25 protein-coding genes are annotated in these 25,053 nt (G+C 61.8%); 12 read left to right on the top strand and 13 right to left on the bottom strand.

The features are described 5' to 3' along the window. The first annotated feature begins 255 nt into the window (after positions 1-255). Genes B0E55_RS13205 through B0E55_RS13230 form a run of 6 tightly spaced genes read left to right on the top strand, consistent with a single transcriptional unit; the run spans position 256 to position 7,328 of the window. Positions 256-1,140 carry an ABC transporter substrate-binding protein gene (locus B0E55_RS13205; protein WP_225989551.1) on the top strand — a complete coding sequence of 295 codons (885 nt, stop codon included), beginning with the start codon at positions 256-258 and terminating at the stop codon, positions 1,138-1,140. Then, on the top strand, positions 1,137-2,699 hold the full coding sequence (locus B0E55_RS13210; protein WP_080909857.1) for a multicopper oxidase family protein: 1,563 nt from the start codon (positions 1,137-1,139) through the stop codon (positions 2,697-2,699). Before B0E55_RS13205 ends, B0E55_RS13210 begins: the two co-directional genes overlap by 4 nt. Before the next feature lie 10 nt (positions 2,700-2,709). After that, the gene (locus B0E55_RS13215; RefSeq protein ID WP_080909858.1) at positions 2,710-3,057 is read left to right on the top strand and encodes a plastocyanin/azurin family copper-binding protein; all 348 of its coding nucleotides are present in this window, start codon (positions 2,710-2,712) and stop codon (positions 3,055-3,057) included. Positions 3,058-3,080: 23 nt separating this feature from the next. Beyond that, positions 3,081-4,883 carry an ABC transporter ATP-binding protein gene (locus tag B0E55_RS13220; protein ID WP_241896059.1) on the top strand — a complete coding sequence of 601 codons (1,803 nt, stop codon included), beginning with the start codon at positions 3,081-3,083 and terminating at the stop codon, positions 4,881-4,883. Then, positions 4,880-6,613, top strand: coding sequence for an ABC transporter ATP-binding protein (locus B0E55_RS13225; protein WP_080909859.1), 1,734 nt, complete (start codon positions 4,880-4,882; stop codon positions 6,611-6,613). Before B0E55_RS13220 ends, B0E55_RS13225 begins: the two co-directional genes overlap by 4 nt. A 25-nt stretch (positions 6,614-6,638) precedes the next feature. After that, positions 6,639-7,328: a SanA/YdcF family protein gene (locus B0E55_RS13230; RefSeq protein ID WP_019745580.1), complete on the top strand. Its 690-nt coding sequence runs from the start codon at positions 6,639-6,641 to the stop codon at positions 7,326-7,328. A gap of 95 nt (positions 7,329-7,423) precedes the next feature. Here the strand turns inward: B0E55_RS13230 and B0E55_RS13235 are convergent, their stop codons facing one another. From B0E55_RS13235 to B0E55_RS13270, 8 genes are all read right to left on the bottom strand, one after another. Further along, positions 7,424-8,260 carry a methylamine utilization protein gene (locus B0E55_RS13235; protein WP_080909860.1) on the bottom strand — a complete coding sequence of 279 codons (837 nt, stop codon included), beginning with the start codon at positions 8,258-8,260 and terminating at the stop codon, positions 7,424-7,426. A gap of 74 nt (positions 8,261-8,334) precedes the next feature. Further along, the gene (locus B0E55_RS13240) at positions 8,335-8,658 is read right to left on the bottom strand and encodes a cupredoxin domain-containing protein (protein ID WP_019745578.1); all 324 of its coding nucleotides are present in this window, start codon (positions 8,656-8,658) and stop codon (positions 8,335-8,337) included. Next, complete coding sequence (locus tag B0E55_RS13245) at positions 8,658-9,005, bottom strand: plastocyanin/azurin family copper-binding protein (protein WP_003940240.1); 348 nt, start codon at positions 9,003-9,005, stop codon at positions 8,658-8,660. Before B0E55_RS13245 ends, B0E55_RS13240 begins: the two co-directional genes overlap by 1 nt. Before the next feature lie 27 nt (positions 9,006-9,032). Next, complete coding sequence (locus B0E55_RS13250; protein ID WP_080909861.1) at positions 9,033-10,622, bottom strand: multicopper oxidase family protein; 1,590 nt, start codon at positions 10,620-10,622, stop codon at positions 9,033-9,035. Continuing rightward, on the bottom strand, positions 10,619-11,938 hold the full coding sequence (locus tag B0E55_RS13255; protein ID WP_080909862.1) for a hypothetical protein: 1,320 nt from the start codon (positions 11,936-11,938) through the stop codon (positions 10,619-10,621). The genes B0E55_RS13250 and B0E55_RS13255 overlap by 4 nt, the downstream gene beginning before the upstream one ends. Then, positions 11,935-12,606, bottom strand: coding sequence for a methylamine dehydrogenase light chain (locus B0E55_RS13260; protein ID WP_029256402.1), 672 nt, complete (start codon positions 12,604-12,606; stop codon positions 11,935-11,937). The genes B0E55_RS13255 and B0E55_RS13260 overlap by 4 nt, the downstream gene beginning before the upstream one ends. 75 nt (positions 12,607-12,681) lie before the next feature. Then, positions 12,682-13,290, bottom strand: a complete 609-nt coding sequence (locus tag B0E55_RS13265; RefSeq protein ID WP_019745575.1) for a redoxin domain-containing protein — start codon at positions 13,288-13,290, stop codon at positions 12,682-12,684. Positions 13,291-13,333: 43 nt separating this feature from the next. Further along, positions 13,334-13,924 carry a MauE/DoxX family redox-associated membrane protein gene (locus tag B0E55_RS13270; RefSeq protein ID WP_029256401.1) on the bottom strand — a complete coding sequence of 197 codons (591 nt, stop codon included), beginning with the start codon at positions 13,922-13,924 and terminating at the stop codon, positions 13,334-13,336. Positions 13,925-14,272: 348 nt separating this feature from the next. On the opposite strand from B0E55_RS13270, the gene B0E55_RS13275 reads away from it, so the two are divergent. Continuing rightward, positions 14,273-15,811 (top strand): APC family permease, encoded by a 1,539-nt coding sequence (locus B0E55_RS13275; protein WP_080909863.1) that lies wholly within the window; start codon positions 14,273-14,275, stop codon positions 15,809-15,811. Next, the gene (locus B0E55_RS13280; RefSeq protein ID WP_021331824.1) at positions 15,808-16,593 is read left to right on the top strand and encodes an IclR family transcriptional regulator; all 786 of its coding nucleotides are present in this window, start codon (positions 15,808-15,810) and stop codon (positions 16,591-16,593) included. The genes B0E55_RS13275 and B0E55_RS13280 overlap by 4 nt, the downstream gene beginning before the upstream one ends. A 2-nt stretch (positions 16,594-16,595) precedes the next feature. Here the strand turns inward: B0E55_RS13280 and B0E55_RS13285 are convergent, their stop codons facing one another. The 4 genes from B0E55_RS13285 to B0E55_RS13300 are packed head-to-tail and all read right to left on the bottom strand — an operon-like array spanning position 16,596 to position 20,704. Then, on the bottom strand, positions 16,596-17,918 hold the full coding sequence (locus tag B0E55_RS13285; protein WP_080909864.1) for a bifunctional adenosylcobinamide kinase/adenosylcobinamide-phosphate guanylyltransferase: 1,323 nt from the start codon (positions 17,916-17,918) through the stop codon (positions 16,596-16,598). Further along, on the bottom strand, positions 17,918-18,706 hold the full coding sequence (locus tag B0E55_RS13290) for an ABC transporter ATP-binding protein (RefSeq protein WP_020970985.1): 789 nt from the start codon (positions 18,704-18,706) through the stop codon (positions 17,918-17,920). The genes B0E55_RS13285 and B0E55_RS13290 overlap by 1 nt, the downstream gene beginning before the upstream one ends. Further along, complete coding sequence (locus tag B0E55_RS13295) at positions 18,703-19,737, bottom strand: FecCD family ABC transporter permease (RefSeq protein ID WP_020970984.1); 1,035 nt, start codon at positions 19,735-19,737, stop codon at positions 18,703-18,705. Before B0E55_RS13295 ends, B0E55_RS13290 begins: the two co-directional genes overlap by 4 nt. A 7-nt stretch (positions 19,738-19,744) precedes the next feature. Beyond that, complete coding sequence (locus tag B0E55_RS13300) at positions 19,745-20,704, bottom strand: ABC transporter substrate-binding protein (protein WP_020970983.1); 960 nt, start codon at positions 20,702-20,704, stop codon at positions 19,745-19,747. 308 nt (positions 20,705-21,012) lie between these two features. On the opposite strand from B0E55_RS13300, the gene B0E55_RS13305 reads away from it, so the two are divergent. Genes B0E55_RS13305 through B0E55_RS13315 form a run of 3 tightly spaced genes read left to right on the top strand, consistent with a single transcriptional unit; the run spans position 21,013 to position 23,362 of the window. Further along, on the top strand, positions 21,013-21,429 hold the full coding sequence (locus B0E55_RS13305; RefSeq protein ID WP_007729675.1) for a GntR family transcriptional regulator: 417 nt from the start codon (positions 21,013-21,015) through the stop codon (positions 21,427-21,429). After that, positions 21,426-22,295, top strand: a complete 870-nt coding sequence (locus B0E55_RS13310; protein ID WP_080909865.1) for an ABC transporter ATP-binding protein — start codon at positions 21,426-21,428, stop codon at positions 22,293-22,295. The genes B0E55_RS13305 and B0E55_RS13310 overlap by 4 nt, the downstream gene beginning before the upstream one ends. Next, on the top strand, positions 22,292-23,362 hold the full coding sequence (locus B0E55_RS13315; RefSeq protein WP_241896060.1) for an ABC transporter permease: 1,071 nt from the start codon (positions 22,292-22,294) through the stop codon (positions 23,360-23,362). Before B0E55_RS13310 ends, B0E55_RS13315 begins: the two co-directional genes overlap by 4 nt. A 1-nt stretch (position 23,363) precedes the next feature. Here the strand turns inward: B0E55_RS13315 and B0E55_RS13320 are convergent, their stop codons facing one another. Then, complete coding sequence (locus tag B0E55_RS13320; RefSeq protein WP_029256395.1) at positions 23,364-24,005, bottom strand: DUF4232 domain-containing protein; 642 nt, start codon at positions 24,003-24,005, stop codon at positions 23,364-23,366. 191 nt (positions 24,006-24,196) lie between these two features. Here B0E55_RS13320 and B0E55_RS13325 point away from each other — a divergent pair, with 191 nt between their 5' ends. Beyond that, positions 24,197-25,042: an alpha/beta hydrolase gene (locus tag B0E55_RS13325; protein WP_003939910.1), complete on the top strand. Its 846-nt coding sequence runs from the start codon at positions 24,197-24,199 to the stop codon at positions 25,040-25,042. Positions 25,043-25,053 lie beyond the last annotated feature (11 nt).

Consider the following 25,053-nt stretch of genomic DNA (forward strand, 5'->3'; position numbering starts at 1 on the left):
GGGTCGCGTAGTCGACGCAACCGATTGACGGATGAACTTAGGTGAGGTTTACTTGCCAAATCCGAGCAGTGCTCCGATTTGTATCGAACCCCCGATTTTTCGAAGCTGAAGGACATTATGAAGTTGAAAACGCGACCCGGTTACCTATCGAGGCTGGGAGCTTCGCTGCTGGTCAGTGTCGTTGCCCTGACTGCGGCCGCCTGTAGCTCGAGTGAGGCGGGACCGACGACGGAACCTGCCGAGGGAACGCGTGTTGTGTCCCACGAATTCGGTGAGACGTCGGTTCCAGGCGACCTCGGGCGAATTGTTTCCCTCGACGAATACGCCGCACTCGGTCTCCTTGCCGTCGGCATCACCCCTGACGTGGTCTTCACGTCGTGGGGATCGGAGATCGGCCAGGACATCTTGGCGTCAGCGGGTACCGAGGTGGTCACGGTGCCGCCGCTCGGTGCACCCCCGATCGAGCAGGTCCTCGCCCAGGATCCTGGACTGGTCATCTTCACGTCGATGGGCGATCGGAGCTACTACGACTCCCTCGCGTCGACCGTCCCCACAGTGCCGGTCCCGGCCGTCACAACTCCGTGGCGTGAGAATCTTGCCTTCTTCGGACGCGCTTTTGATCGTCAGTCGGTCGCCGACAAGTTGACTGTCGCTTTGGAAGGCAAGATCGCTGACGTCTCTGCTCGGTCCGGTGGTGAAGCGAACACCGTGTCGGTGTTGATGAGCAGTTCTGGAATCCTTGCCACCACCACCGAGCAGGCGCCGCCGTCGTTGCTGTTGGCGGAGAGCGGCTTCGGGCGTCCGGAATCCCAGCGAGCGAATGCCGCTGGAGGACTGCCGTATGCGCCCCTGTCCGACGAGGCGATCCCGGCGCAGGATGCTCGGATCGTAGCCGTGTTCGACGAGGGCGTGTACGAGTTCGGCAAGGTTGCCGGTGTTCCCGGGTTCTCGAGTCTTTCAGCGGTGCAGGAGAACCGAGTGGCCAAGGTCAACGGAGACATGTGGCTCGCCACTCATCCCTTCGCCACTTTCTGGATGATCGAGGACATGGATGCCATGGCTGCCGGCAATCTGACCGGCACCGGAACCGAAGCTGTTGCCGCGACGCGCTATCAGGAATTCACGGCGCTGACGGCATGAGTTCGAGTGCGTTGAGTCGGCGCCTGGCTCTGCGATGGGGAGCGGTGACTCTCGGCTCTGCGGCTGTGGGTTCTGCGGCTTTGGGTTCTGTGGCACTGAGTGCGTGCAGCCGTGGCTCGGCGAACGAAACCAGTTCTGAGATTTCACCGTTCGACGACGAAGTACGTGCTGCCGAACAGGCGAGAATTCGTAGCGGGCACACAGTCCAACGGAATCTGACAGCTGCACCGGCTCGGGTGAGTCTGGGCGCCAGAGGGGTGGACACGTGGTCGTACGGTGCAGAAGCGGTGGGTCCGGAGATTCGAATCTCCAAGGGAGACCGGCTCAACGTTCGGTTGCAGAACGACCTTCCGGCGGAGACCTCGGTGCACTGGCACGGCATTGCGATCCGCAACGACATGGACGGTGTCCCACCGGTCACCCAGGAACGAATCCGACCAGGTGCCGAGTTCACCTACGACTTCGTGGCCCCGGATCACGGAACATATTGGTACCACTCCCATTCAGGATTGCAGGCCGATCGAGGGCTATTCGGTGCACTAGTGGTCGAGGACCCGAACGACCGGACCGGAGCCGACGAGGACGTCGTCATCGTGATCGACGACTGGCTCGACGGGCTGGGAACAACCCCGGATGCAGTGCTTCGCGCATTGTCACCGGACGTACAGGGAGGACACCACGGGCACGGCGGAGCTCCACCGGAAGTCGATGATGCAGAGATTGATTCTGCCGCAGAACTTCTCGCCAGCGGTCACGGAAATTCCGAGGCGCTCGGTGGAATGGCAACGCACATCACCTATCCACTGCACCTGATCAACGGACGGCCTGTGGAAGATCCCTTCGTCGTCAGTGCAGCGGCCGGAACACGGCTTCGATTGCGGGTGATCAATGCCGGGGCGGAGACTCCGTACCGTTTCTCTGTCGCCGGGCACGAGTTGACCGTTGTCAGTGCTGACGGGCAGGACATCGCCTACACAGCCGGAGACGAGATTCTGATCGCACCCGCGCAGCGATACGACGTATTGGTGACGGTGCAGTCCGGTTCGTGGCCCATTGCCGCGAAGGTGGAAGGGAAGCCAGGTGGCGCCGCGTGCCTGCTTCGGACGCCGGATTCGGTAGCGAGGGTCGACCTGACTTCTCCTGCAGTGCTGTCAGAGTCCGGCGGTCGACTCGTTCTGGAACCGACGCTTCGACCGTCGGGCGCGCGGGAACAGCGGGTGCCGGATCGTGAGTATTCGGTTGATCTCATCCAGGCCGGGGATCGATACGTCTGGGGAATGGCGGGCGCCGATGCGGGTCGGTTGATCATGAAGCAGGGCGAGCGAATACGAATCGTCATGAACAACAACACCGATATGTGGCATCCGATGCACACCCACGGACACACCTTCTCGGTTCCCTCGTACGGCGGGCTTCGCCGAGACACCGTGATCGTACTTCCGCGTGCACAATTGGCGATCGACTTCGACGCCGACAATCCAGGACGGTGGATGTTCCACTGTCACAACGCGTACCACTTCGAGGCCGGGATGACTGCCGACCTCCACTACGTTCGATGAGGAGAGCAGAATGTCAGTTCGCACCGGGGTGACCACATTGATCGCTGTTGCAGCGGTGTTCACGCTGACGTCGTGCGGAGGTGAATCACAGGGTTCCACCGAGCAAGCGCCGGTCGAGATCTCGGTGAAGAACCTTGCGTACGCACCGAACTCCGTCACTGTGCACACAGGACAGACGGTCACGTGGATTTTCGAGGACCAGGGAATGCCGCACGATGTCGTGTTCGCCGAGCTGGGGATCAAGAGCGATCTCCAAGGAAGCGGAACCTACAGTCAGACCTTCGACAAAGCCGGAACGTTCACCTACACGTGCACACCACATCCGAACATGACCGGCACGATCATCGTCGAAGAGTGAGTAACTCGATGACAGTGAACTCGATGACAGTGAAGGAGACTGTGGCCTTCGAAGACTCGCCTGGTCTGGTCGACCGAGACGCTTTGGGCCGCATGATCGCTCCCGTGAGAAATCGCCTGCTCCTGGGTGCGGGTTTGTCGGCGCTGTCGGTGCCGCTACGATTCCTGCCCTACGTTTCGGTGGTCGAGATCGCGCGGGTGCTCCTGACCGACTCGTCGTTGAACCTGGTCTGGCTGTGGGCCGCAATCGGTGCAGCGGGCACAATTCTCGGATTTGTCGTCTACAACGCAGCGCTGACCGTGTGCCACACCGCCGACGCGCATTTCAAATACTCGATCCGCTCGCGTATCGCTCGGCATCTGTCCCGAGTTCCTCTGGGGTGGTTTGCAAATGGTGGCACCGGTGAAGTGAAGCAGGCGATGACCGACGACGTGAAGCGGATGCATCTTCTCGTCGCTCACCTTCCCGCCGACGTGGTACCCGCGATCCTGTCGCCGATAGTGGCCCTGATCTATCTGGTGGCGATGGACTGGAAGTTCAGCCTGGTCCTGGTCGGCTACATCGGAGTGTGTCTCGCTCTTGCCGCGCCGTCGATGCGCAGAGCCTATCGAACGAATGTCGACTCCTGGAATCTTGCAATGTCGACATTGACCTCTGCGACAGTAGAACTGGGCGACGGTATCGAGGTCGTCAAGACGTACGGGAGTGGGAGTCGCGCATTCGCGCGCTACTCAAGCGCTGTCGATTCGATGGTTGCGGTGTGCGTGCGATGGATGTCGGGGATGGGAAGGCCGGTGGTCGCGATGTCGATCCTCCTCTCACCGGCGGTACTCATCGTGGTCATCACGGCGACGGGAACCGCAATGTTGTCCGGGGGTTGGATTACCCCGGTAGCTCTTGTTGCCTTTCTGGTCGTCGGAATCGGTGTTCCGTCGTCGGTTCTGCACATGGGAACGATGGCCAACCTCTACCGCGAAGGCCAACTGGGAGCGACTCACGTCGAGAGCATCCTCGGCGAACCAGAGCTGGCCGAACCTCAGGATGCGGTGCCTGCTCGCAGCACTTTGGTCGAATTCGACAGCGTCGGCTTCGAATACACCACTGGGCAGCGCGTCCTCGAGAACATCTCCTTCGAGATGCAACCGGGCACCGTGACCGCGATCGTTGGCCCCTCCGGCTCCGGAAAGACCACTTTGGCGCGTCTACTTCCGCGGTTCTGGGACGTGACGGACGGGTCTATTCGACTGGGCGGAAGCGATTTACGAGATCAGTCCAGTCGTGAAGTCTTGAGATCGATGGCCATCGTCTTCCAAGATGTTGTGCTCCTGCGGGACAGCGTGCGCGAGAATATTCGGCTCGGTCGACCGGATGCAACGGATCTGGAAGTGGAGACAGCGGCGAGGCGGGCGCAGATTCACGACGTGATCATGCGACTGCCGGACGGGTATGACACCGAGATCGGTGGTGGTTCGGGCAGTGAGTTGTCGGGTGGGGAGAAGCAACGCCTGACCATCGCCCGCGCCATCCTTCAGAACCCGCCGATCGTCATCCTGGACGAGGCGACTTCGCAGGCCGATCCCCACAGTGAATCGGCCGTTCAACGCGCACTGGGCGAGATCAGTGCAGACGGCGGCACCCTGATGGTGATCGCTCATCGACTGCACACCGTCCGATACGCAGATCAGATACTCGTTCTCGACGCCGGACGGATCGTGGAAAAGGGTACGCACGAACAGTTGTCGGCGCTCGGCGGAACCTACGCGCGGATGTGGGCGCTCCAGAACCCTCTCGTCGAAGACATATCTCCGCGAAAGGCGCTGCAATGATTCGAGACCTGGACGAAATCCTCGGGCGCGACAATGGGATGCGAGGTCAGATAGCAGGTTTCACGCTCGCCGGGATACTCGAGGGTGTCGTCTTTGCACTGATGATTCCGATCCTGAAAGCGGTGGTTCGCGGCGATTACGACGCCGCAGTTCCGTGGGTTGTCACGGCTGCTCTCGTGGCGGTGGCCTGTGGCGCCGTACGGTGGATCGCCGAGAATCGGGCGTACCGCATCGGAATCGAGGGTTTTGCCGGTGGAATCATGCATCGCCTCGGTGAGCACTTGGTGCAGGTTCCGCTCGGGTGGTTCAGCAAGGCAAACCGTGGAGCGTTCACTCGCCTGGTCACCGAGGGCACGGCTATCTTGATGAGCATCCCGGGAATGATCATCGCGCAACTCGTCACCGTCACGGTGACTCCAGCGACAGTGGCGATCGCTGTCTTGTTTGTGGACTGGCGACTGTCTCTCGCGATGGTCGTCTTCGTTCCACTGGGGATTCGGGCCTACCGCAACGTGCAGCGGGCGGTTGTTCCCGAATACGAGGCGATCGGCAAGAGCGAATCCGAGTTGGCATCGCGCGTCGTCGAATATGCACAGGCGCAGCAAGTTCTACGTTCGGCCGGTAAGAGTGGCGAAGGCTGGACTCGGTTGGACGAAGCTCTTGTGTCCAACCGGGACGCACACCTGCAGGAAATCGGATCGGTCGACAAGTATCTGCTGCGCTTCATGATCGTCGTTCAGGTTGCCTTTCTCACCGTCCTGGTTCTGGCGGCACTGCTGGTCACCACCGGGTCCATCGACACAGCAAGCGTGATCGTTGTTCTCGTGTTGGCCGTGAGGTTCGTGGAGCCGATGCAAATGCTCGCAGGATTCGGTGAAGGTATCTCACTGGCCCGGGTGTCGCTCGGATCTGTCCGAGAGATGATCGATGTACCGGTGCTGGCGGAGCCTGAGGTGCCGAAAGAGCCTACCTCGTATGATATTCGGTTCGATTCGGTCTCCTTCGGCTACGGCCCGGATCGCGTGATTCGTAACGTGAGCCTCGAATTCCCGGACTGCTCGGTCACTGCTCTGGTCGGTCCTTCCGGTTCCGGAAAGACAACTCTGGTTCGGCTGATCTCCAGATTCTGGGACGTCGACGAAGGTGCGGTATCCATCGGGGGAGCCGATGTTCGCGACATCGGAACGAGAGCATTGATGTCTCGGATATCGACTGTCTCACAGCAGGTTTACCTGTTCGACGGAACCATCCTGGAGAACGTTCGGTTGGCGAGACCGGATGCCACCGAGTCGGAGGTCCGTCAAGCAGTGGTGGATTCCAGGCTAGGCGAAGCGATCGACCGTTTGCCGAGCGGTGAGGAGACCAGGGTAGGTGAAGGCGGATCACTGCTGTCCGGCGGTGAACGTCAGCGGGTCTCGATTGCGCGGGCATTCCTCAAGGACACTCCGATTGTTCTTCTCGATGAAGCGACTTCCGCCCTCGACGGAGAGAACGAAGTCGCCATCACCGAGGCAATTCACCGATTGGCCCGTGGTCGAACGGTGGTGATCATCGCTCATCGCCTGTCGACTATTCAGGGAGCAGATCGCATCGTCTACCTCGAAGACGGTGGGGTGGAGGAGGTCGGTTCCCACGAAGACCTGATCGCGCGAGGTGGAAAGTACTCGGATCTGTGGGCCGAGCGCAGTGGCGCGGAGGGATGGAGGATCGACCGAGCGCTCGAGCCATGAGCAAACCGTGTGGTTTGATCGACGAATGGACGAAGCCGCTGCAGATCCAGTGAAACCGCCGCGCAAGCGCAGGTGGCCTCGTTGGGTCGCAGGCATTGCGGTGCTCGGAGCAGTTGTCTACGCGGGCTCGATCGTGTGGATCTCCGTGGCGTCGGCCGGACATACGTCAGACGCCGCCGATGCTCCCGACGCTCCGGTAGTGATCGTGCTGGGCGCGCAGATCAAGGACGGTAAGCCGATGGCTTTCCTGAAAGGGCGGCTGGACGCAGCAGTCGAACTGGTGGAAGCGGGAAAGGCTAAAGCGGTCCTCGTCTCCGGCGACGCGAACGGCGGCTCGGGTGACGAGATCGCGGCGATGACGAACTACCTGGTGGAGCAGGGAATAGATGAGCGTCGCATCGTGGGGGATCCGTACGGCCTCGACACCTATGACACCTGCTTTCGGGCCATACATACGTATGGGGTGACCAAGGCGTTGATCGTCACTCAGGGGTATCACGTGCCCCGCGCTGTTGCGTTGTGCCGAGACGTCGGCATCGACGCAGACGGTGTGAACAGCGATTGCGGGTGCGCAACTCCGACGCTGATCAAGAACGCCGCGCGGGAGTGGGTTCTTGCCAAGCCCAAGGCAGCGCTGGACATGCTCTGGAGTCGGGACGCAAAGGTGACGTCGCCGTCGGAGGACTCGGTCCAGGTGGCGCTGTCGATTCCCTGACGCGGGGTGAGTGCGCACGGTTTCTGTCGAGTGAACACACGCTCCGGAGAGTCGGGGCGTGTGTTCACTCGAGGTGAAGGGTGCTAGCTCGACAGTCAGATCAGTGCTGCGGCGGCGAATGCTCCCAGTGCGATCAATGCCGCACCGGTGACGCTCTGCACGCGACGGTCCACGACGCACATGATCGAGAGGAATCCCGGCATCGAGCCACCACGCTTGGTGTGCACGATTGCCGCGAGGCTGGGCATGCAGCGGCCAAGGGATACGACCGTGAACAGCGCCGCCCCGAGAGCCGGTGAACCCGAAGCCATGACGCCGAGTGCCAGGAGGTAGTACGCACTCGAGCGGATGAAGATCAGAAATCCCGGACCGATGATCGCGCCGAAGATCAGCGAGACTTTCCAGGGCGCCATTGTGCGGCGCAGATGGCGCGGAAGCTGTTGGCGCCGCATCGGAGTCGGCATCCTCACTGCACCCAACTCGTGCAGCCCGTACGCAACCGCGACGACGGCCCAGATGCCCAGTGCCCAGCTGATCGGGATGTACCCGGACATCGCCGCACCGAGAGTGCCGATCAATGCCCCGGTGGCGGCTCCCGTCGTGACCGAACCCAGAGCGTGCCAGCCGAGTCGGCGGACGGGAGTCGAGGATCCCTTCCGATCGACCTGCTTCGGCGCGGCAACAACTCCGGCGACGGACATTCCGCAGGTCGACCAGTTCGCAGCCAGCGACGTAACCAGTCCGGCGCCGATAACAGCTGTGGTCAAAGCTGTTGTCGCAGATGGCGTGGCCACGAGTGTGAGGCCGGCACCCGCAGCAGCGCCCGCAGCGACGAGGCTGACACGGGTCGCGGTGCCGACCGAGCCTTGAAGGGTCGGCCGGATGTCAGGGACATCGGTCTGCAGTGGGCCGTGTGAGAGAACAGTAGTCATCAGATCCTCCGAAGTGTTTGTGGTTCAGGAAAAGTGTTGAGCCGAAGTCGCAGCGAAAAGTGATGAGCCAGAGTTCACAGCACTGTGATGACGCCGATCATGTACGGGTGGACGGAGCACGAATACTCGTAGACGCCGACGCTCTCGAACGTGTGCCGGAACGTTCCGTCTCCGGTGATACCACTGTCGAACAGGCCGGGTGATTCCACATGATGCAGGAGTCCACCGTCGTCGAAGCGCCACTCGACGGTGCCGCCGTGTTCCACGGTGACGTCCATCGGGCTGAACTGAACATTGCTGATCTCGACCACCACGTCGGGGACGGGATCTTCTGTGCCGCAAGCTGGGACACACGTCGCCGCGACAGCGAGGCCGAAGCCGACGATCCACCTCCTCACTATTGAACGATCACGGTGCCCACCATCATCGGATGGGGCGTGCAGTGGTAGGTGAAGGTTCCGGCGTCGTCGAACGTGTACGAGAAGGTTCCCTCGGTGAGCAACTCGCTCTTCAGTTTCCCGTCGAGATCACCGTTGCCGACCACGTCGTGGGGGAGTCCGCTGTCGTCGAACTTCCATTCGACGGTCTGTCCCTTCTCGATGGTGACCGATGCCGGTGTGTACGCCATGTTCTTCACCTCGATCACGACTGCAGGTTCGTCCGACGACGCACCGGCATCACTACTGCAGGCGGTGAGGCTCAGGGCGGCGCACGCGGCCAGGAAAGCGGGAACGAGTTTCTTCATGAGGTGTTCTCTCCATTCTTCGACTTGTCAGCGGACGTAACGCAGATTTGCCGTCATGCCGGCCTCGAAGTGGTAGGCGTTGTGGCAGTGGAACATCCACTCGCCGGGATTGTCGGCGTCGAACTCGATGGCAAGCTCGGTGCCGGGTAGGACGTTGACGGTGTCGCGGCGAAGTCCGCCGTAATCCGGTACCGCAAACGTGTGGCCGTGGGTGTGCATGGGGTGCCACATCGTGGACGTGTTCTTCATCGTGATCCGGACCCGTTCGCCCTGTTTGATGACGAGCTTGCCCGCATCGGCTCCCGCCATTCCCCAGACGTACCGATCGCCGGCCTGGATCAATTCGATGTGGTAGTCGCGATCAGGCGACTTCGTCTCGAGCCGTGCGGATTCCGTGGGCCGGAGTTCGCTTTCGGTGACCAGTCGGCCGGCCAGTTCCGAGAGGTTTCCGCCCACATCCGGATTCGCCAGCGCCAACGCGTCGGTGCTGCGTAGGACGGTCGACGCATAACCATCTCGGCCCTCGACCTTCGCCACCACCGGCCATGTTCCCGACTTCACCGTCACCAGTACGTCGTAGCGTTGGGCCATTCCGACGATGATGGTGTCGGCGGGAGTTGGTTCCACGTCGTAGCCATCGGTAGCGACGATTGTCATCTCGTGACCGGCCACCGCAAACCGATACGGAGTTTCGGCGGCTGCGTTGATGATTCGCAGTCGAAGGGTCGAACCGGGCGCTGCAGTGACGACAGCAGGATCGTTGGGTGGCCGCCCGTTGATCAAGTGCAGTGGATACGCGATGTGTTGAGTCATCCCGCCGAGTGGTTCGGAAGAACCGTGTCCACCGCTCACCAACTGTTGCGCGAAAGACATGTCGGCTTCCGAGTGTTCCGCCGGAGTCGTTGCCCCACCGCCGTGTCCGCCGTGCCCGCCCGAAATTGCCGGGTTCAGGGCCATCAGGACGGAATCCGGTGTGGTACCCAATCCGTCGAGCCAGTCGTCGAGCACCAGAACGGCATCGGCGTCGGCCCCGGTGATGTCGTTCGGATCCTCGACGATCATGGCGCCGAAGAGCCCCCGATCGGCTTGTAATCCGCTGTGCGAGTGGTACCAGTACGTTCCCGGATCCGGTGCGATGAAGTTGTACTCGAAACTCGAACCGGCGCCGATGGGGGCCTGCGTGGTGGGTGCCGCGCCGTCCATGTCGTTGCGGATTCGAATTCCGTGCCAGTGCAGTGTTGTTTCGGCATCGAGGCCGTTCTGGACGCTGACGTTCACCCGGTCACCGGACTTCAGTCGAAGTTCCGGAGCCACCGCAGCGCCTCCGTACGTCCACGTGTCCACGAGGCGTCCGCCAAGATCTACCGTCGAGAATCCGGCGGCAAGGGCAAACGCAGCGGTGGTCCCGTTCCAGGCTCGCGCCGATTCTGCGGCGGCAACTTCGGGGTCGGTGGGCAGAATGTAGTCGAGATCGGTCGTGGGCGTCGGAGATGCTGCAGTGGAACTGCATCCGGCAATCGTCCCCATCGCGCCGAGCCCGAGTGCTCCGGCGCCGAGTGCTCCCAAACTCAGGAAGCGGCGCCGGCCCATCACCACACCGGATCCGGGACGACTCATCGGAGTACTTCTGGTGTGATCAACCCGCTGACATCACCGACGTTGCCCGAGACATCGACGGAACTGACCTGCTCGCCGGTGCTCGCGTTGTAACCCACGATCTTCTGCGGAGCGGAGCCTTCGACCTCAGGTCCGGTACCGAGCACGTAGAACGTGGCGCCGTCGACGGAAAAGGTCATGCTCTTGATGTCCGTCAAGCCGAGGTCTGCCAGCGTCAAGCTCTTCACCGGGGCGAAGGTCGTTGCGTCGGACAAGTCGATCTTGACCAGTGAGCCTCCCCGAGCAGAGTCCGGATGAATAGCCGTGTCCGTGTACGCGATTGCGAGCCGGGTTGCGTCGGCATTGATGACGTTCTCCGAGAATCGGCCGGAATCCTGCCCGGCGTTTCCGATCGGCTTGACACCTTCCTGAAGGAGTCCGTTGGAGAAGTCGAAGACGTACACATCGCCGTTCTCACTGACCAGCAAGGCTTTTTGTGCTTCCGATGCCCACGTGACCTTGCGGGTGGAGACAAAATCCTCGGGTAGGACCTTGCTTCGGGCGGTTTCCTTCGGAACACCGTCGTCACCGATCGTGACGTGCAGCAGTTCCCGGGTGTCCTCGCAGACGCTGTACAGCTCGTGATCGACCATCCACGTGAACGGACCGCAGCCGACTATCTGGAGTGCACCGGTCGCTTCCTTCTTCTCGAGGTCGACCACTCTGATGCCGTACAAACCGTCGTCCCACGTGACGAAGAACTTGCCGTCGGACGTCACGGCGTTCGAGCCGGGACGGGAATGTACGCGTGCGACGTCCGGAAGCATGACCTCGGCTGGTTCCAGCAGGTTTCCGGAGTAGGTGCTGACCGTGAAATCTGCTGCGCCGCGTGAACCTCGGGGGCGCCACACCTCGGCAGCGAGCACCGCAGGATCCTCGGCGGAATCCCCGACGAATCCGTGAATGACCGGATCCCAGATACCCGGGCCGACGGTGATTCGGCTTTCGGCCACACCGGTTTTCGGATCGATGACGTTGACGCTGAGCTCGAGTTGGCCGAATCCACCTTCGACGCCCAGCAAGCGGTCAGCTGCGATCGGGGTGATCGAACCGACGTGCAATGGCTCGGGAATGGTATCGCCGATTTCCTGGTCGTCGTGACCGAGGGAGATTCCCTCGCCCGGAGCAGTGAACGGAACTGTCGGATAGGTGACATCGCCTGCGCTGGAAGGTTCGTCGTTGTCGGACGAACTGCAACCGGCCAGCGCGAGTACGACGGTGAGTGGGATGACGGCAACGGCGGGGCGCGCCAGTTTTCGGGTTCGCGAACTGCTCATGATCCGGCACCGACCTTGGGGCGCTCGGCCGGTCGAGTCTGGCAGTCCTCACCGATGATGGGCGCCATCGTGCAGGTGTATGCCTGAGACTCGTCGGAGACACACCAGATGATTTCCTGGTCGTAGCTTCCGGAGACCGGGTTGTACATCACGGCCTGCATGTCCGGTTCGCCGCAGAATGCGTTGGAACACGAAGGTGCACCGCAGCAGTCGTAGTAGGCGATCAGATAGGTCTTGCCGGTATCAGGGTTGGTGCAGCATCCGACCCAGAACTCTGCGCCGGGCTTGCTGCCGGGGGCGCAGGTGGTGACACCGCCGCCGTTGCATGCGGCACAGGACGTTCCGTCCATGTTGCACCAGCGCCAGTACTCGCACTCGGCCGGATCTTTACCGTCGTAGACAGGGACAAGAGGTTCGGGGCCAGGTGCCGGCGCAGGAACCTCGGGCTCTTGGGCGAAGGCACTACGTGTCACAGGAAGTGTGCTGATCAGTGCCACTCCTGACACACCCATGGTCCACTTGCCGATCCGACTGATCATGGATCGCCGCGAAACTCGTTCGGAGAGTTTACGTCCGGTTCGACTGGTGAGCGAACCGCCCTGGCCCGCCATCCATTCGGCCTGGGCCTGAACTGTCGCCTCGTCGACGGGATATCGATTCTCCGTCATGTTGTGCTGCGGGAATTCATTGTCGTCCAACGATTTTCTCCTGATTCGTGAAGAGGATCGAACTGTGCAGGAAGATCAGGCCGCGCTGCCGGATTTCGCCTGGGCATGAAGGTGCTGGAGTGAGGGGGTGCCGGATTCGAGCGCATTGAGCAGGCTTTCCACCTGAGCCATGTGATTGCACAGGCCCTTTCCTCGGATCTTGCCGTGCTCGTCGAGAATCACGCCGTACGGAGTGGTGCCCACCTGGTATGCGATACCGACGTCTCGAGCGTCGATGTAACTGAGCTCGGAACCGATCCCGCTGCCGGCCAGGAACTCGCGATGCTCTTCGGGTGTTCCGTCGGAGATGATGATCACGTCGAGATCCGATTCGGCTCGGGCCATTGCCCTTACGCCGGGAAGAAGGCTCTTGCACGTCGAGCAACTCGGTGCTGTGAACAGCAGGAGTTGAGGTTTGTCGCGGTGACCACCGACTCCGACGGTCCGTCCTTCCTGATCGATGAGACCGGCAAACGACGGGCCGGCCTGTTCGACCTTGGGGCCGGTATCCATCATCCGGGCACCGAGAGGTCCGAGACGTACTTGTACGCGGCCGATTTCACGAGCCAGAGCAAGAACCATCAAGAACAGTACGGCTACGGCGATCACCAGGATCACTGTCGCGACAAGGAGGAAAGTGGTCATCGTGGTAGTCCTGCCTTCGAGTTTTCAGTGGTGGGGATGTGAGTCACGAGCCGTACCGCGACGCGGTTTCGGCGGTTCGGAGGCGGATGGAGGCGCTCGACAGGTAGTCGTCGACCGGGCGTCGTCCGAGGTGGACCACCGAACGAATCTGTGCGAGCGCAACTCCAGCCAGAACGAGGAGGAACCCGAAGGTCGCCGCCACGACCTGGACGCCGATCTCAGCCTGTCCGGCGGTGACCGACAGTGCCACAGCGATCACCGTGAGTGTTCCGGCGCGAAGGGCGTGGAACCATCCGATACGCGGAATCTCGCCGACTCCGAATGCAAAACATCCGCAGTCCAGATCGCGTCGCCCACGCAGGAGGTTGATCGTGAGGCCCGTGAAGAACGACGCGAACATGACGGCAGCAACCAAGGCGGCGAGGCGATGGGCCACGCCGAGAACCAGAAGGATGCCTACGACGGTTTCCGTGACGGGAAGGATGCGAGCGATCGGTACTTCGAGTCGCACCGGCAACACTTTGTATCCGCGCACCGAACGAAGGACCCCGTCGTGGTCGTTCAGCTTGGGAATGCCGGCGAGCAGGAGAACAAATCCGATGATCGTCGAAGTGGTGGCGCTGACCAAGTCCATGCTTCCTCCGTTCCTCTCGGGTAGTGCCGGTGGTGTGTGGGACACATCCTGTACGGGCGATGCTGCGAACCCGCGTCGACCGCGCTACGCCTGGACGAGGTGCAACTGAGAGAGCAGTTGTCGTGTGAGAATCGGAGAACTCACAGGTCAAGGTGCTGCCGGAGGGGCCGGATACCGTCGGCCGCCCTTGATCCGGCATGACGCTGGGTGGGAAACAGAGTCGGATTCTCACTTGAAAGTTCTGTGCGCGCCATCGTGGAAACTGCGCGGAAACATAAGCGGACTAACTTGACCGAATTCTGACAATTCGCTCGTAGGTTCGGGCCTGGACGCGACGGACGGTGACACATGGCCGTGAGTGCGGCACTGCGTGCGGCGATCACGCGAGCGCAGAATGCGGATCAACACAGTGAGCCCGTGTTCTCCCCGCTCCGTGGTCTCGGACGAGGACGTTTGACCCCGATCGACCTGTTGGGGCAATCACTCTCCACGATCGCTCCGGCAACGGGAATGGTGTTCATCGCCCTGTGGATGATCACCTACAGTCCCGGCTACGTCGGGTTGGCTGCGATTGCTGCGACAACTTCGGCGGTGTTTCTCGTTGCGTTCTGCATCACTCAATTCACGCGGAGACTGGCCGCAGCAGGATCGTTGTACAGCTTCGTCTTCCAAGGCTCCGGTATCCGGGCGACACTGACGGCGGGAGCCGCACTGGTACTCGGGTATCTCGGAATCTCGGTTTCGGTTTTCTCGCAGGCAGTTCCGAGTCTGCTCGATACCATCGCCATTGTCGGCCCCGACGTGCGAGGAACTGCCGCGACGGTGATCACGACGGTGGCGATTGCCCTGGCCGTCGCGTGGATTGCAGTGCGCGGCGTCCGGTTCGCCACCCGAGCGATCCTGGTCGTCGAAGCGTGCTCGTTGATTCTCATCGTCGTGGTCATGCTGGCGACGCACAGTGACACGACAACTGCTGTTGCCCTGCCGAATCCGTCGCTGAGTGCAGTTCCGTTTCTCGCGATGCTGACGGTGCTCAGCATGGCGGGCTTCGAAAGTTCGGCCTTCTTCGGCCCGGAAGCGAAGCGACCACTCATCAGCGTCACACGCACGGTTCTCATTTCGCCGATCATCTGCGGGGTTCTCTTCGTTTTTGCGGCCTGGGCGGCGATGACCGGCCACGGCGCGACGATCGTCGGAGCGTACTTCGAGGGAACGGCATCCGGGGCCAGCGCGGAGGTGGTTCTGGCAGTCAAGATCGGAATGACGTGTTCCTGGTTCGCATCCACTCTCGGTTGTGCGCAGGCGGGTTCGCGGTTGTTGTACTCGATGGGGATCGAACGGGTACTGCCTGCGCCGCTCGCTCGCGTGCACAGACGGTTCCGCACCCCGTACGTTGCGGTACTTGCGTTCGTCGCGGTAAGTGCGGCAGGCGTATTCATCTATTCGGATACGGTTCGCGACGATTCGGGATCCTTCGACGGCGTGGTGGAGACCGCGTTGGTCTGCGCTTACACGCTGGTGGCCTTTGCTTCGTGGAAGTTCTTGCGCCGAATCGGGGAACATACGTCGCTGACCCGGATATGCACCCTGTCCGTGAGTACCGCCGGTGCGGGTCTACTGGTCTACATCGTTCTCGATGGTGCGGTTCACGGGATGTGGGCACTGCCGATCGCTGCTCTTGCTGTTGCTGTGTCGGGGACAGTGTGGAGCGCATTGCTCCGTAGAGCCAGACCTGAAAGCCTTCTGATGGTTGGCGCTTTCGACAGCGTCGAGACGGCGGACCTGTTGCCCGGTGCTGGCACTCTGCTGATCGACGGTGACGGGCGAAGGCGACTCGTTCCGGATCGTGGGACCTCCGAGGGTGACTCGCCGGAGCATGGGCGGTGACCGCGGACCGTGCAACCGCTGGTCCACGATCAGGAAAACAGATCGGCGAAGAGACCCACTTCAGTGGACAACAACCGCGTGCGGTTCAGAAGGCGCTGGGGATGCTCGAGGCGGTGGCTCATCTGGGACCGGGAACAACCGCGAAGGAGATCGCCACTTTTGCAGGCGTTCCATCGGCCACGGCGTACCGAATGCTGAATCTGCTGGTGGCGGAGGGCTTTCTCGTGCGGGTGCCGGACCTGTCAGGGTTCGCGTTGGGGCGTCGGACTGCCGAGCTCTCGCATGCGGCGTCGTCGAGTGGTCCGGCGCCGACGCTGCACGAGCGCGTCGAGGACATGCGGACACACACGAGGTTCGGATTGCACGTCGCGTCATTCGCCGGTGGGCGCTTGCGGTTCGTCGACAAGGATCCGGATCACGAGATCATCGGAATAGCGGCGCTGCCGAAGAACCTTCACGCGAATGCGCTGGGGAAGGTTCTGTTGGCGCACGACGAGCGGTTACTTTCGGGTTTGGAACTTCGTCGGGTCACGGAGTTCACCCTCGATGATTTCGATGCGTTGTATGAGCAGCTGAGGTCTGTTCGCCTGCAGGGTTTTGCATTCGAGAACCAGGAATGCCGCCTGGGTCGATCCGCAGTGGCAGTACCGGTTCGAGATCACGCAGACCAGGTGGCAGGCGGGTTATGTGTTCAGGGAGCGAGCGGGCGAGTGACAGATGAGGATCGAGAGTTGGTCGGCTTTCTACTCGATTGTGCGCGTCAGCTCACCGGATTGCTCTGACGTCACACGCGCAGGCTCAGTGGGAGCCCGGCGGTCATCAGGACCACGGACTCCGATTCACTGGCAATGCGGCTGTTCACCAGACCGAGTAGATCGCGGAACAGTCTCCCGGACTTCGTGTCCGGGACGACGCCGCTTCCCACTTCGTTCGTGACGGCGACAATCGGAACCAGACAGGCGGTCCAGGCGTCGGCCAACCGGTCGATATCTGCGTGGACGGCGCTGAGATCTTCTGTCGCCCACGCCTGATGTCGGTCCAGACGTGCGGTCAACCACGTGCCGAGGCAGTCGAGCAGGATCGGTGTTGTTGCGGCCGCGAGAATCTCGGTCACTTCGGAGGTCTCTACCGTCGTCCACGTCGACGGCCTCCGCGCGCGATGCGACGCAATTCGTTCGATCCAGTCGGGATCGTCGTCCTGCGGATCCCCGGTGGCGATGTACGTGACGTTCCGGTAGCCGGCAAGCAGGCCCTCCGCGTAAGTGGACTTGCCCGAGCGGGCGCCACCGGTGACCAGAGTTCGATGGCCCTGTCCTACCCCGATCTCGAGCACAGCTCCATCCGGAACCGCTCGCGCCCCGGACAAGCGAAGTGCTTCCGAGAGTTCGTTTTCGACTGGGTTGTGGTGCCCGAGGTGTACGGCGACCACATCGGTTCGATCGGCGATCGCGGTGCAATTGCGTAGTCGGGTCACCGTCTCCGCGAAACTCGGCAGATCATGGTGCCCGGTGCCGTGATCAGTTTTGTGGCCGAAGGTCTCTTCGAGAAAGACGGCGTCGAAACGCGCGTCGGCAAGTGCGTCGACAGTGGATTCGGGCAGAGGCCCGGTGTCGGTGGCCCAGAAGATTCGGGTTCCGGATGCGTCGGTGATGTCGTAGAGAAGGGTGGGTACTTCGTGCGCGGCTTCGAGTGCGCGAACACGATAGGTGCCCAACATGATCGACTGGCCGGTCTCGAGCGGTGTGAAGGTCACCGGGTCATCCGGGCCCACCCAGTCTCGGCAGAGAGCGAGCGCGTCGGGTGGTCCGAGAACCTGTAGTGGTTCGGTGCGCGAGGCCCAGGACCGGAACAGCAATGCCATCGGGCCGAGGTGATCGGGATGAGAATGCGTCAACAGGATGTGTTCCACGTGTGCCAGCGTGCAACCGAATCGCGACGCGGCACGCGGTACTTCGGGACCACAATCCAACAGGATTCTGTTGTCCACCAGGGCAGCAGTGTGCCCGCGAATGGTTTCACTCGACAGGGCGGACAGGCAGGAAGGGCAAGTACAGAACGGGTTCGGCCAACCGTCGGCAGCGCCGGTGCCGAGCATCACCAATTCCATCAGCGGGTGCCTTCCTGCCGAATCGGAACAACTATGGGACCGCTGGGCCGGTCCAGGATTTCGACCCGAGCGCCGTACACGCGGCCGAGGAGGTCTGCCTCCAGCACCGCTGAGGGTGTGCCGTCGGCAACCACGCTGCCCTTGTCCAGCAGCACGATTCGTCGACCGTACTGACCCGCGAGAGTGAGGTCGTGCATCGCGGCGATGACCGTGATGTTGTCGGCCTCACGCAGTTCCTCCACCAAGTCGAGAACCTGCTGCTGGTGACCGATGTCGAGCGCGCTGGTGGGTTCGTCCAGGAGCAGTACCTGCGGTTCTTGGGCCAGTGCCCGAGCCAGGACCACGCGTTGCAATTCGCCACCGGAAAGTTCGGTGGCTCGTCGATCTGCGAACTCGGTGAGGTCGAGCCTCTCGATCACCGAAGAGATCACCGAACGGTCAGTGGCGGTTTCGGTTCCGAAGCGTCGTAGATAGGGAGTGCGGCCGAGCGCAACCAGTTCCTTAACCGTTGAGCCCTCGGGTACTACCGGACGCTGAGGCATCAACGCGACGACGGCGGACATCGCCTTGCGGCTGGAATTGCGAGGACTCAGTCCCCCGACCGAGAGCTCACCGGTAGACGGAATCAATCCGGCGAGGGCATGCATCAAGGTTGTCTTGCCGGCGCCGTTCGGCCCGACCACGGCAACCCAATCGCCTGGTGTCACATCGAGATCGATGCCGTCGACGACGTCCTTGCCGCCGAGGTTGACTCGGAGGTCGCGGCACCGCACTGCGCTGTCGGTCATGCCGAGACCCGGCTGCGGCGCAGAACCAGAAGGAAGAACGGAGCGCCGATCATGGCGGTCACAACCCCGATGGGGAGTTCGGCCGGTGCCATGACCGTGCGCGCGGCAACGTCGGTGAGGACGAGAAACGCCGCTCCGAGCATGAGTGACAGGGGGAGAAGCAGTCGATGCGACGGGCCGACGACCAGTCGAACCGCATGGGGAACAACGATTCCGACAAAGCCGATGAGTCCACTTGCACTCACGACCGCCGCCGTTCCCAGAGTTGCGGCGAGCACCAGTACCAGGCGTGATCTGGCCGGGTCGACGCCGAGGCTGGCGGCTTCGACGTCACCTACGGCCATCACGTCGAGTACGCGTCGATGTACCAGGATGACGGCAGATGCCAGCGCAACGTACGGCAAGACAACCAGAACTTCCGACCAACCGTCGGTGGACAATCCGCCGAGCAGCCAGGAATAGACCTCGCGGAGTGAATCGTCGAACCGCTGCTGGACAAAAGTCTGCGCTGCATTCGTGAACGCTGCGACTGCGACACCGGCGAGGATGATGACTACCGCGTTCTGCGGCCCGCCAATGCTGCGGCCGAGCGAATAAGTTGCGAACACGGCCAGCACACCGCCGACGAAGGCGGCCATGGGAATTCCGAACATGCCCAGCGCTCCACCCGAAACGATGGCGAGGGTTGCGCCCAGTCCGGCTCCGCTGGAAACTCCGAGGAGATACGGATCTGCCAAGGGATTTCGGAACACGCCCTGGTAGGCGGCACCGGCAACGGCCAACATTGCTCCGACCAACGCGCCCAGGACTACTCGCGGAAGCCGGATCTGCCAGAGAATCGCCTGCTGTGTCGCGGTGAGACCGGAATCGAGGTGGATGCCGGGTATTCCGTCCAGAAGTTCGAGAATGGTTCGATCAGGCGTCAAACCGGCCGGCCCCACCAGAACACCGATCAGCAAGGCAGCGCACAGAATCAGCGCGGCGCCGAGCAGAACGGCCGTCCGATGATGGGAGATACCGGCTTTGATCATCGAGTGCTCAGGCCGCGGGAACTTGGGCAACGATGGCCGCGACGGCCTTCACCTGATCGGCGACACGAGGTCCCCAGCGGCTGGAAAGGTCTTCGTCGAGCACATGGATCTGGTTGCCGGTAACCGCTTTCATGCCGCTCCACCCGGGCCGGGCGGCGACGGATTCTGCTGTCACTCCACAGCATTGGGAGTCTGCGAGAAAGATGAGATCGGGATTGGCCTGCACCACGAATTCGGCGGACAGCTGCGGATAGTCGCCCTGCCCCGCGGCGTCGGCGATGCTCTTCATTCCGAACAGCGAGTAGATCTGCCCGACGAAGCTCGAGCTCGTGACGGTGTAGAGCGAGGAGTCGAGTTCGTGGAAGTACGTCAGCGGCTGTTGGCGCGCAGGAACACTGGCGACAGCGGCGTCGATGTCCGAGCGCATGGTGTCGACAACTTCGGTGCCCTTGTCCTCGTGGCCGGTGGCCTTCGCGACGCGCTCGATCTGGGCGTAGACGTCGTCGATGCTTGTGGCTGCCGGTAGTAGGAGTGTCGGCACCTTCGCCTTTTGCAGCCCGGAGACAAGATCGTTCATGTCATCCGATGCGATCACCAGATCCGGTGCGTAGCCGAGGATGGCTTCGACGTTCGGTTGAAAGCCCGAGAGATCGGTGACCGGGATACCGGCCGGGTAGTCGGACTGATTGTCGACGGCCTTCACCTGATCGCCCGCGCCGACGGCCCACAGGGTCTCGGTGGCGCTGGGACTGAGTGACACGATCGACTGCGGACGTGACTCGATGGTGATGTCCGTGCCGGAATCCGTGGGACCGGAAACAACAGTCACCGGGAACGAGCCGTCCGAGGCGGCTGTGGTTGCGGGTGCATCGGACGTCGAGCTACTGCAGGCACCGGCAAGCAGTGCGGTGCTCACCGTCAGTGCTGCAAGTACAGATCTGAATCTACGTGTCGGCCGAGTACTCACAGCCACCCCTCCGCTAGTGGTGAAGGGTCGCGAGCAGCGCGGCCGCGAGGCGAAGCGCCACGAGCGGTCCTTCGTCCGAGAACCATCGTGTCGCCACGAGGCCGGTGACCTGACTCGTTCGCCTCGAGTAGTGACGGGCGAATTCACAGTTGCGTCGACAGTGCCGGGGTTTCACCGAACTTCACACGAGCAGCGTGGCACCCCGGTGAACCGGGGCATCTGCACTTTACAGGGGTCGTCTGGCTTGACCCGGGAGGTCAAGGCAGGGTAAATATCTATTCCACTAATGAACTAGTGAAAGGGTTCGGATGATCGACTTCCGTATCGACCGCCGATCCGGCATTCCCACTTACGTGCAATTGGTCCTTCAGGTGAAGCAGGCGCTCAGGCTCGGTGATCTCCAAGTCGGGGATCGGCTGCCCACAGCCAAGGACGTCGTGGGAGCGCTCGCGATCAACCCGAACACAGTCCTGAAGGCCTACAAGGAACTCGAGCGCGACGGACTTGTTGCCCCGAGGCCCGGATTGGGCACGTTCGTCGTGAAGTCCCTGGCCAAGCCCGGTATGGCGGAAAGCTCTGCGCTACGTCGTGAGTTGGCGCGTTGGGTTGCAGATGCCGTGGCCGCCGGACTCGAGCGCACGGACATCGAAGCATTGGTGAGTTTGGAGCTCGAGAAGACGTTCATCGAATCGGATCCGTCCGGAAAGCAGGGGGAGACATCATGACTGCGCAAGAATCGGCACTGACGATGCAGGACGTGGACAAGCGCTTCGGCAAGAAGAAGGTGCTCGACGCCTGCACTTTCGAGGTCGCAACGGGAAGCATCACTGCCCTGGTCGGGGTGAACGGAGCGGGCAAGTCCACTCTGATGTCCTTGGCGGTCGGGTTGACGATGCCTGACCACGGTTCGATCTCCGTCCTGGGCAGCACGCCGGATCAGGACGGCATCTGCCCAGGCCTGTCGTACCTCGCTCAGCACAAGCCGCTGTATCCCAAATTCACTGTTGCAGAACTTCTTCGATTCGGCGCATACACCAACGACGAGTGGGATGCGAAGTACGCTCTGGATCTGGTGGAGCGCGCTGGGATTGCTCTCGATGCAAAGGCGAAGACTCTGTCACCAGGTCAACGAACCAGGGTTGCACTGGCTTTGGCGCTCGGGCGCAGACCGCAGTTGCTTCTACTCGACGAACCCTTGGCGGATCTTGATCCCGTGGCGCGGCGGTCCGTCGCGACCACTCTGCTCGAAGACGTTGCCGAGTACGGCACCACGGTTCTGTTGTCTTCACACATCGTCTCCGAATTGGCGGATGTCTCGGATCGACTACTTCTACTGGGCGGTGGAAACGCGAGATTGTCCGGTCCGTTGGATGAATTGATCGCTGCCCATTACGTATTGATCGGGGACGGCGATCCTTCGGACGTGGTCGGCGCCGGCGCGGTCATTCATACCGACAAGGGGATTCGGTCGAATTCTCATGTGGTGGAGGGAGTCCGTCCGAGCCCTCGGGCCGGCTGGGTGATCGACGACGCAACTCTCGATGACGTGGTGCTCGGGCACCTGAGCGCAGAAACGATGGTGGCGGCATGATCTGGGTTACGTGGCGGCACCACCGGACATCGCTCGTTGTGTCGTTGGGATTCCTCGCGGCATTAGCAGTCATTGTCTTGTCGAGTGGTGCGATCATCAAGAGCGGCGGACAAGCCCAACTCTTCGGATCGCCTCTCAGTTGCTTCGATGACATCACCGCTATCTGCACGGCAGAGACTGCTCTCACACTGACGACAGTGGTTGCGACGGCTCTGCCGGTGTTCCTCGGCGTGTTGATCGGTGTCACCGTGTTTTCGCGGGATATCGAACAGGGAACGCACGTATTGGGGCTTACTCAATCGGTCAGTCGGACTCGTTGGTTCTGGACCCGGGTGTTGATCGTCTTCCTGCCGATTTCTGTGGCTTCGGCATTGCTCGGATTTGCACTGCAATGGGCTCGATCTCTCCCGGACAACTCCCGGTATGCATTTGTTGCCGGGCGTTCGACTTTCGTCGAGATATCGAACCTGTCGTATCCGCTCTTTCAATCCAGCGGACTGGTCTTGGGTGCATACACATTCATGGCACTCATGCTCGGAGCAGCTCTGGCTTTGCTGGTGCGTAGTTCGATCGGCGCAATGGCGATCACGATGGTCGGTGTTGTTGCGATCCTGGCAGCATTTCAGTTGGTTGCACGACCCGATTACGCCGAGCCGAGTGTCCGAACGTCACCCGTCGCCGGATTCAGTTCCTACTATTCGAGCGATACCAGTATTCCCGCGGTCAATTGGGAACTCGCGCAGGGATATGTCGACCTCCGAGGTAACTGGGTCGACATCAAATACGACGAGTGCACGTGGGGTGGATCAGGCGACGAGAACCCGTACGACCAGCGCCCGGAGGAGACCGGCGCCGAGTACAGCCTCCGCATGGATGTGCTCTCAGCGCAGCAGAACAGAGAGATGGAGATCTGTTTGCGGGAACACGGCGTCGACCACTACGAAGTTCGCTACCACTCAGGTGATCGGTTCTGGCGTTTCCAGTTCACGGAAGCTGCACTCGTCCTGATCCTTTCAGGCCTGTTCCTCCTGCCTGCGCTCTGGGGTCTACGACGCCTCAAGCCGTGACTCAGCGGGCGACCGGCGCGACCGTCAGCTGGTTGATGTTTGCGCCGGTCATCGAGCAACCCTTGGTGGGGTAGGCGAGGAAGACCGAGTCGTAGCTGTTAGGTGGGTAAACCCTCAGTCCCGCAACGTCGGTCACGCCGCACTGATCTGCCGGGTAGTTCTCGACGTTCGTAGCTCGCACCAAAGACGTTGCGGCAGAGCCAGGGGCAAGGGATACGAGTGAACCGGATCCGGAGCGGCCGGCGGCAGCACCCACTTCGCTTCCGGACGCTCCCGTGACATAGGAGACGCCGGGGAAACCGTCGAGCGTGCACGTGCGGCCGCCCGTGTTGGTGAAGACCACCGGAAGCTCCACAGAACCGGCGGCGCCACTCGACTCGCCGAGGGTGACGTTCAGTTCCCCGATCGCGCAGCCTTCGGGATTGGGTGCCGTCGAGGTTGTGGTTTGGGTGTGGTCGGTATGGGTCGTCGAAGGTGCGGCAGTACCGGTCTGGGTCGTCGGCGCCGAGGCGCTCGTGGTTGAGGCGGGTGCCGGTGAACTCTCGGCCGTTCCCGTTTCGTCCGAGCCGCAACCGCTGAGAAGGGCGAGAGCAGCAAGTGGAGCCGCCAACAAGCCGACGTTGCGCATGCGGTTCGAATTCATCGCTCTGTACTCCTCAAGCTGGTCGACAACTGGCTCCGGAACATCCGTGTCCGGTATATCCGAATCCGAGGCCGGATGTGCAGAAACGAATCAGGCTCGCCGGTGATCAGGACCTACTTCCCGGATGGATTGCCGCTGCGGATCTAGCATGAGAAATGACCTGTCCGGATCGCGACCACCGGGAGTAGCGCATGTTCACCTTCACCAGCGACGACGGAGTGGTCATTCATGTCCACGAATGGCCCACCGAGCAGGAACCTCGAGGGGTTGTTCAACTCGCGCACGGTATGGGTGAGCACGCAAAACGCTACGCACACGTTGCCGAAGCCCTGAATGCTCGCGGTTTCCACGTCTACGCGGCGGACCACCGCGGCCACGGTGAGAGCATGCACGCCGGCCCAGGCAACATCGGCGACGACGGCTGGAACCGCTTGGTGGCAGACATGGTGACCCTCACGGGCATCATCCGCGACAAACACCCCGGCCTGCCCGTCGTACTGCTCAGCCACAGCCTCGGTTCGTTCGCTTCGCAGCAGTACATCCTCGATCATTCGCACCTGATCGACGCCGTCGCACTGTCGGGGACTACCGCGGTCGATCAACTGATCGAGAGCCTCGTCAACGACGGCCCGGACGTCCTCGCCCAGTTCAACGCCGAATTCGAACCGGCCCGAACTCCGCACGACTGGCTCAGTCGTGACGAAGCGCAGGTGGATTTGTACATCAACGATCCGCTGTGCGGTTTCAGCCTGGACGACGCAGGCATGGGCGGACTTATCGCAGCGGGACCGAGGTTCGTCGACGTCGAGGGTGTGCGACAAGACCTTCCGATCCTGGTCTTCGTCGGCACCTCGGATCCTCTCAACGCCGCGCTGAGCCGTACCGACGTCGCAGTCGAACGGTACAACTCGGCGGGGATCGAAGACGTCACCTATTACACCTATCCGGGCGCCAGGCACGAGATCTTCAACGAGACCAACCGCGACGACGTCATCAATGATCTGACGACGTGGATGGACCGCGTACTCGAAGCGTGACCGCCTCACCG

Origin of the sequence: Rhodococcus sp. 66b, from assembly GCF_002076325.1 — a bacterium.
GTDB lineage: Bacteria > Actinomycetota > Actinomycetes > Mycobacteriales > Mycobacteriaceae > Rhodococcus_F > Rhodococcus_F erythropolis.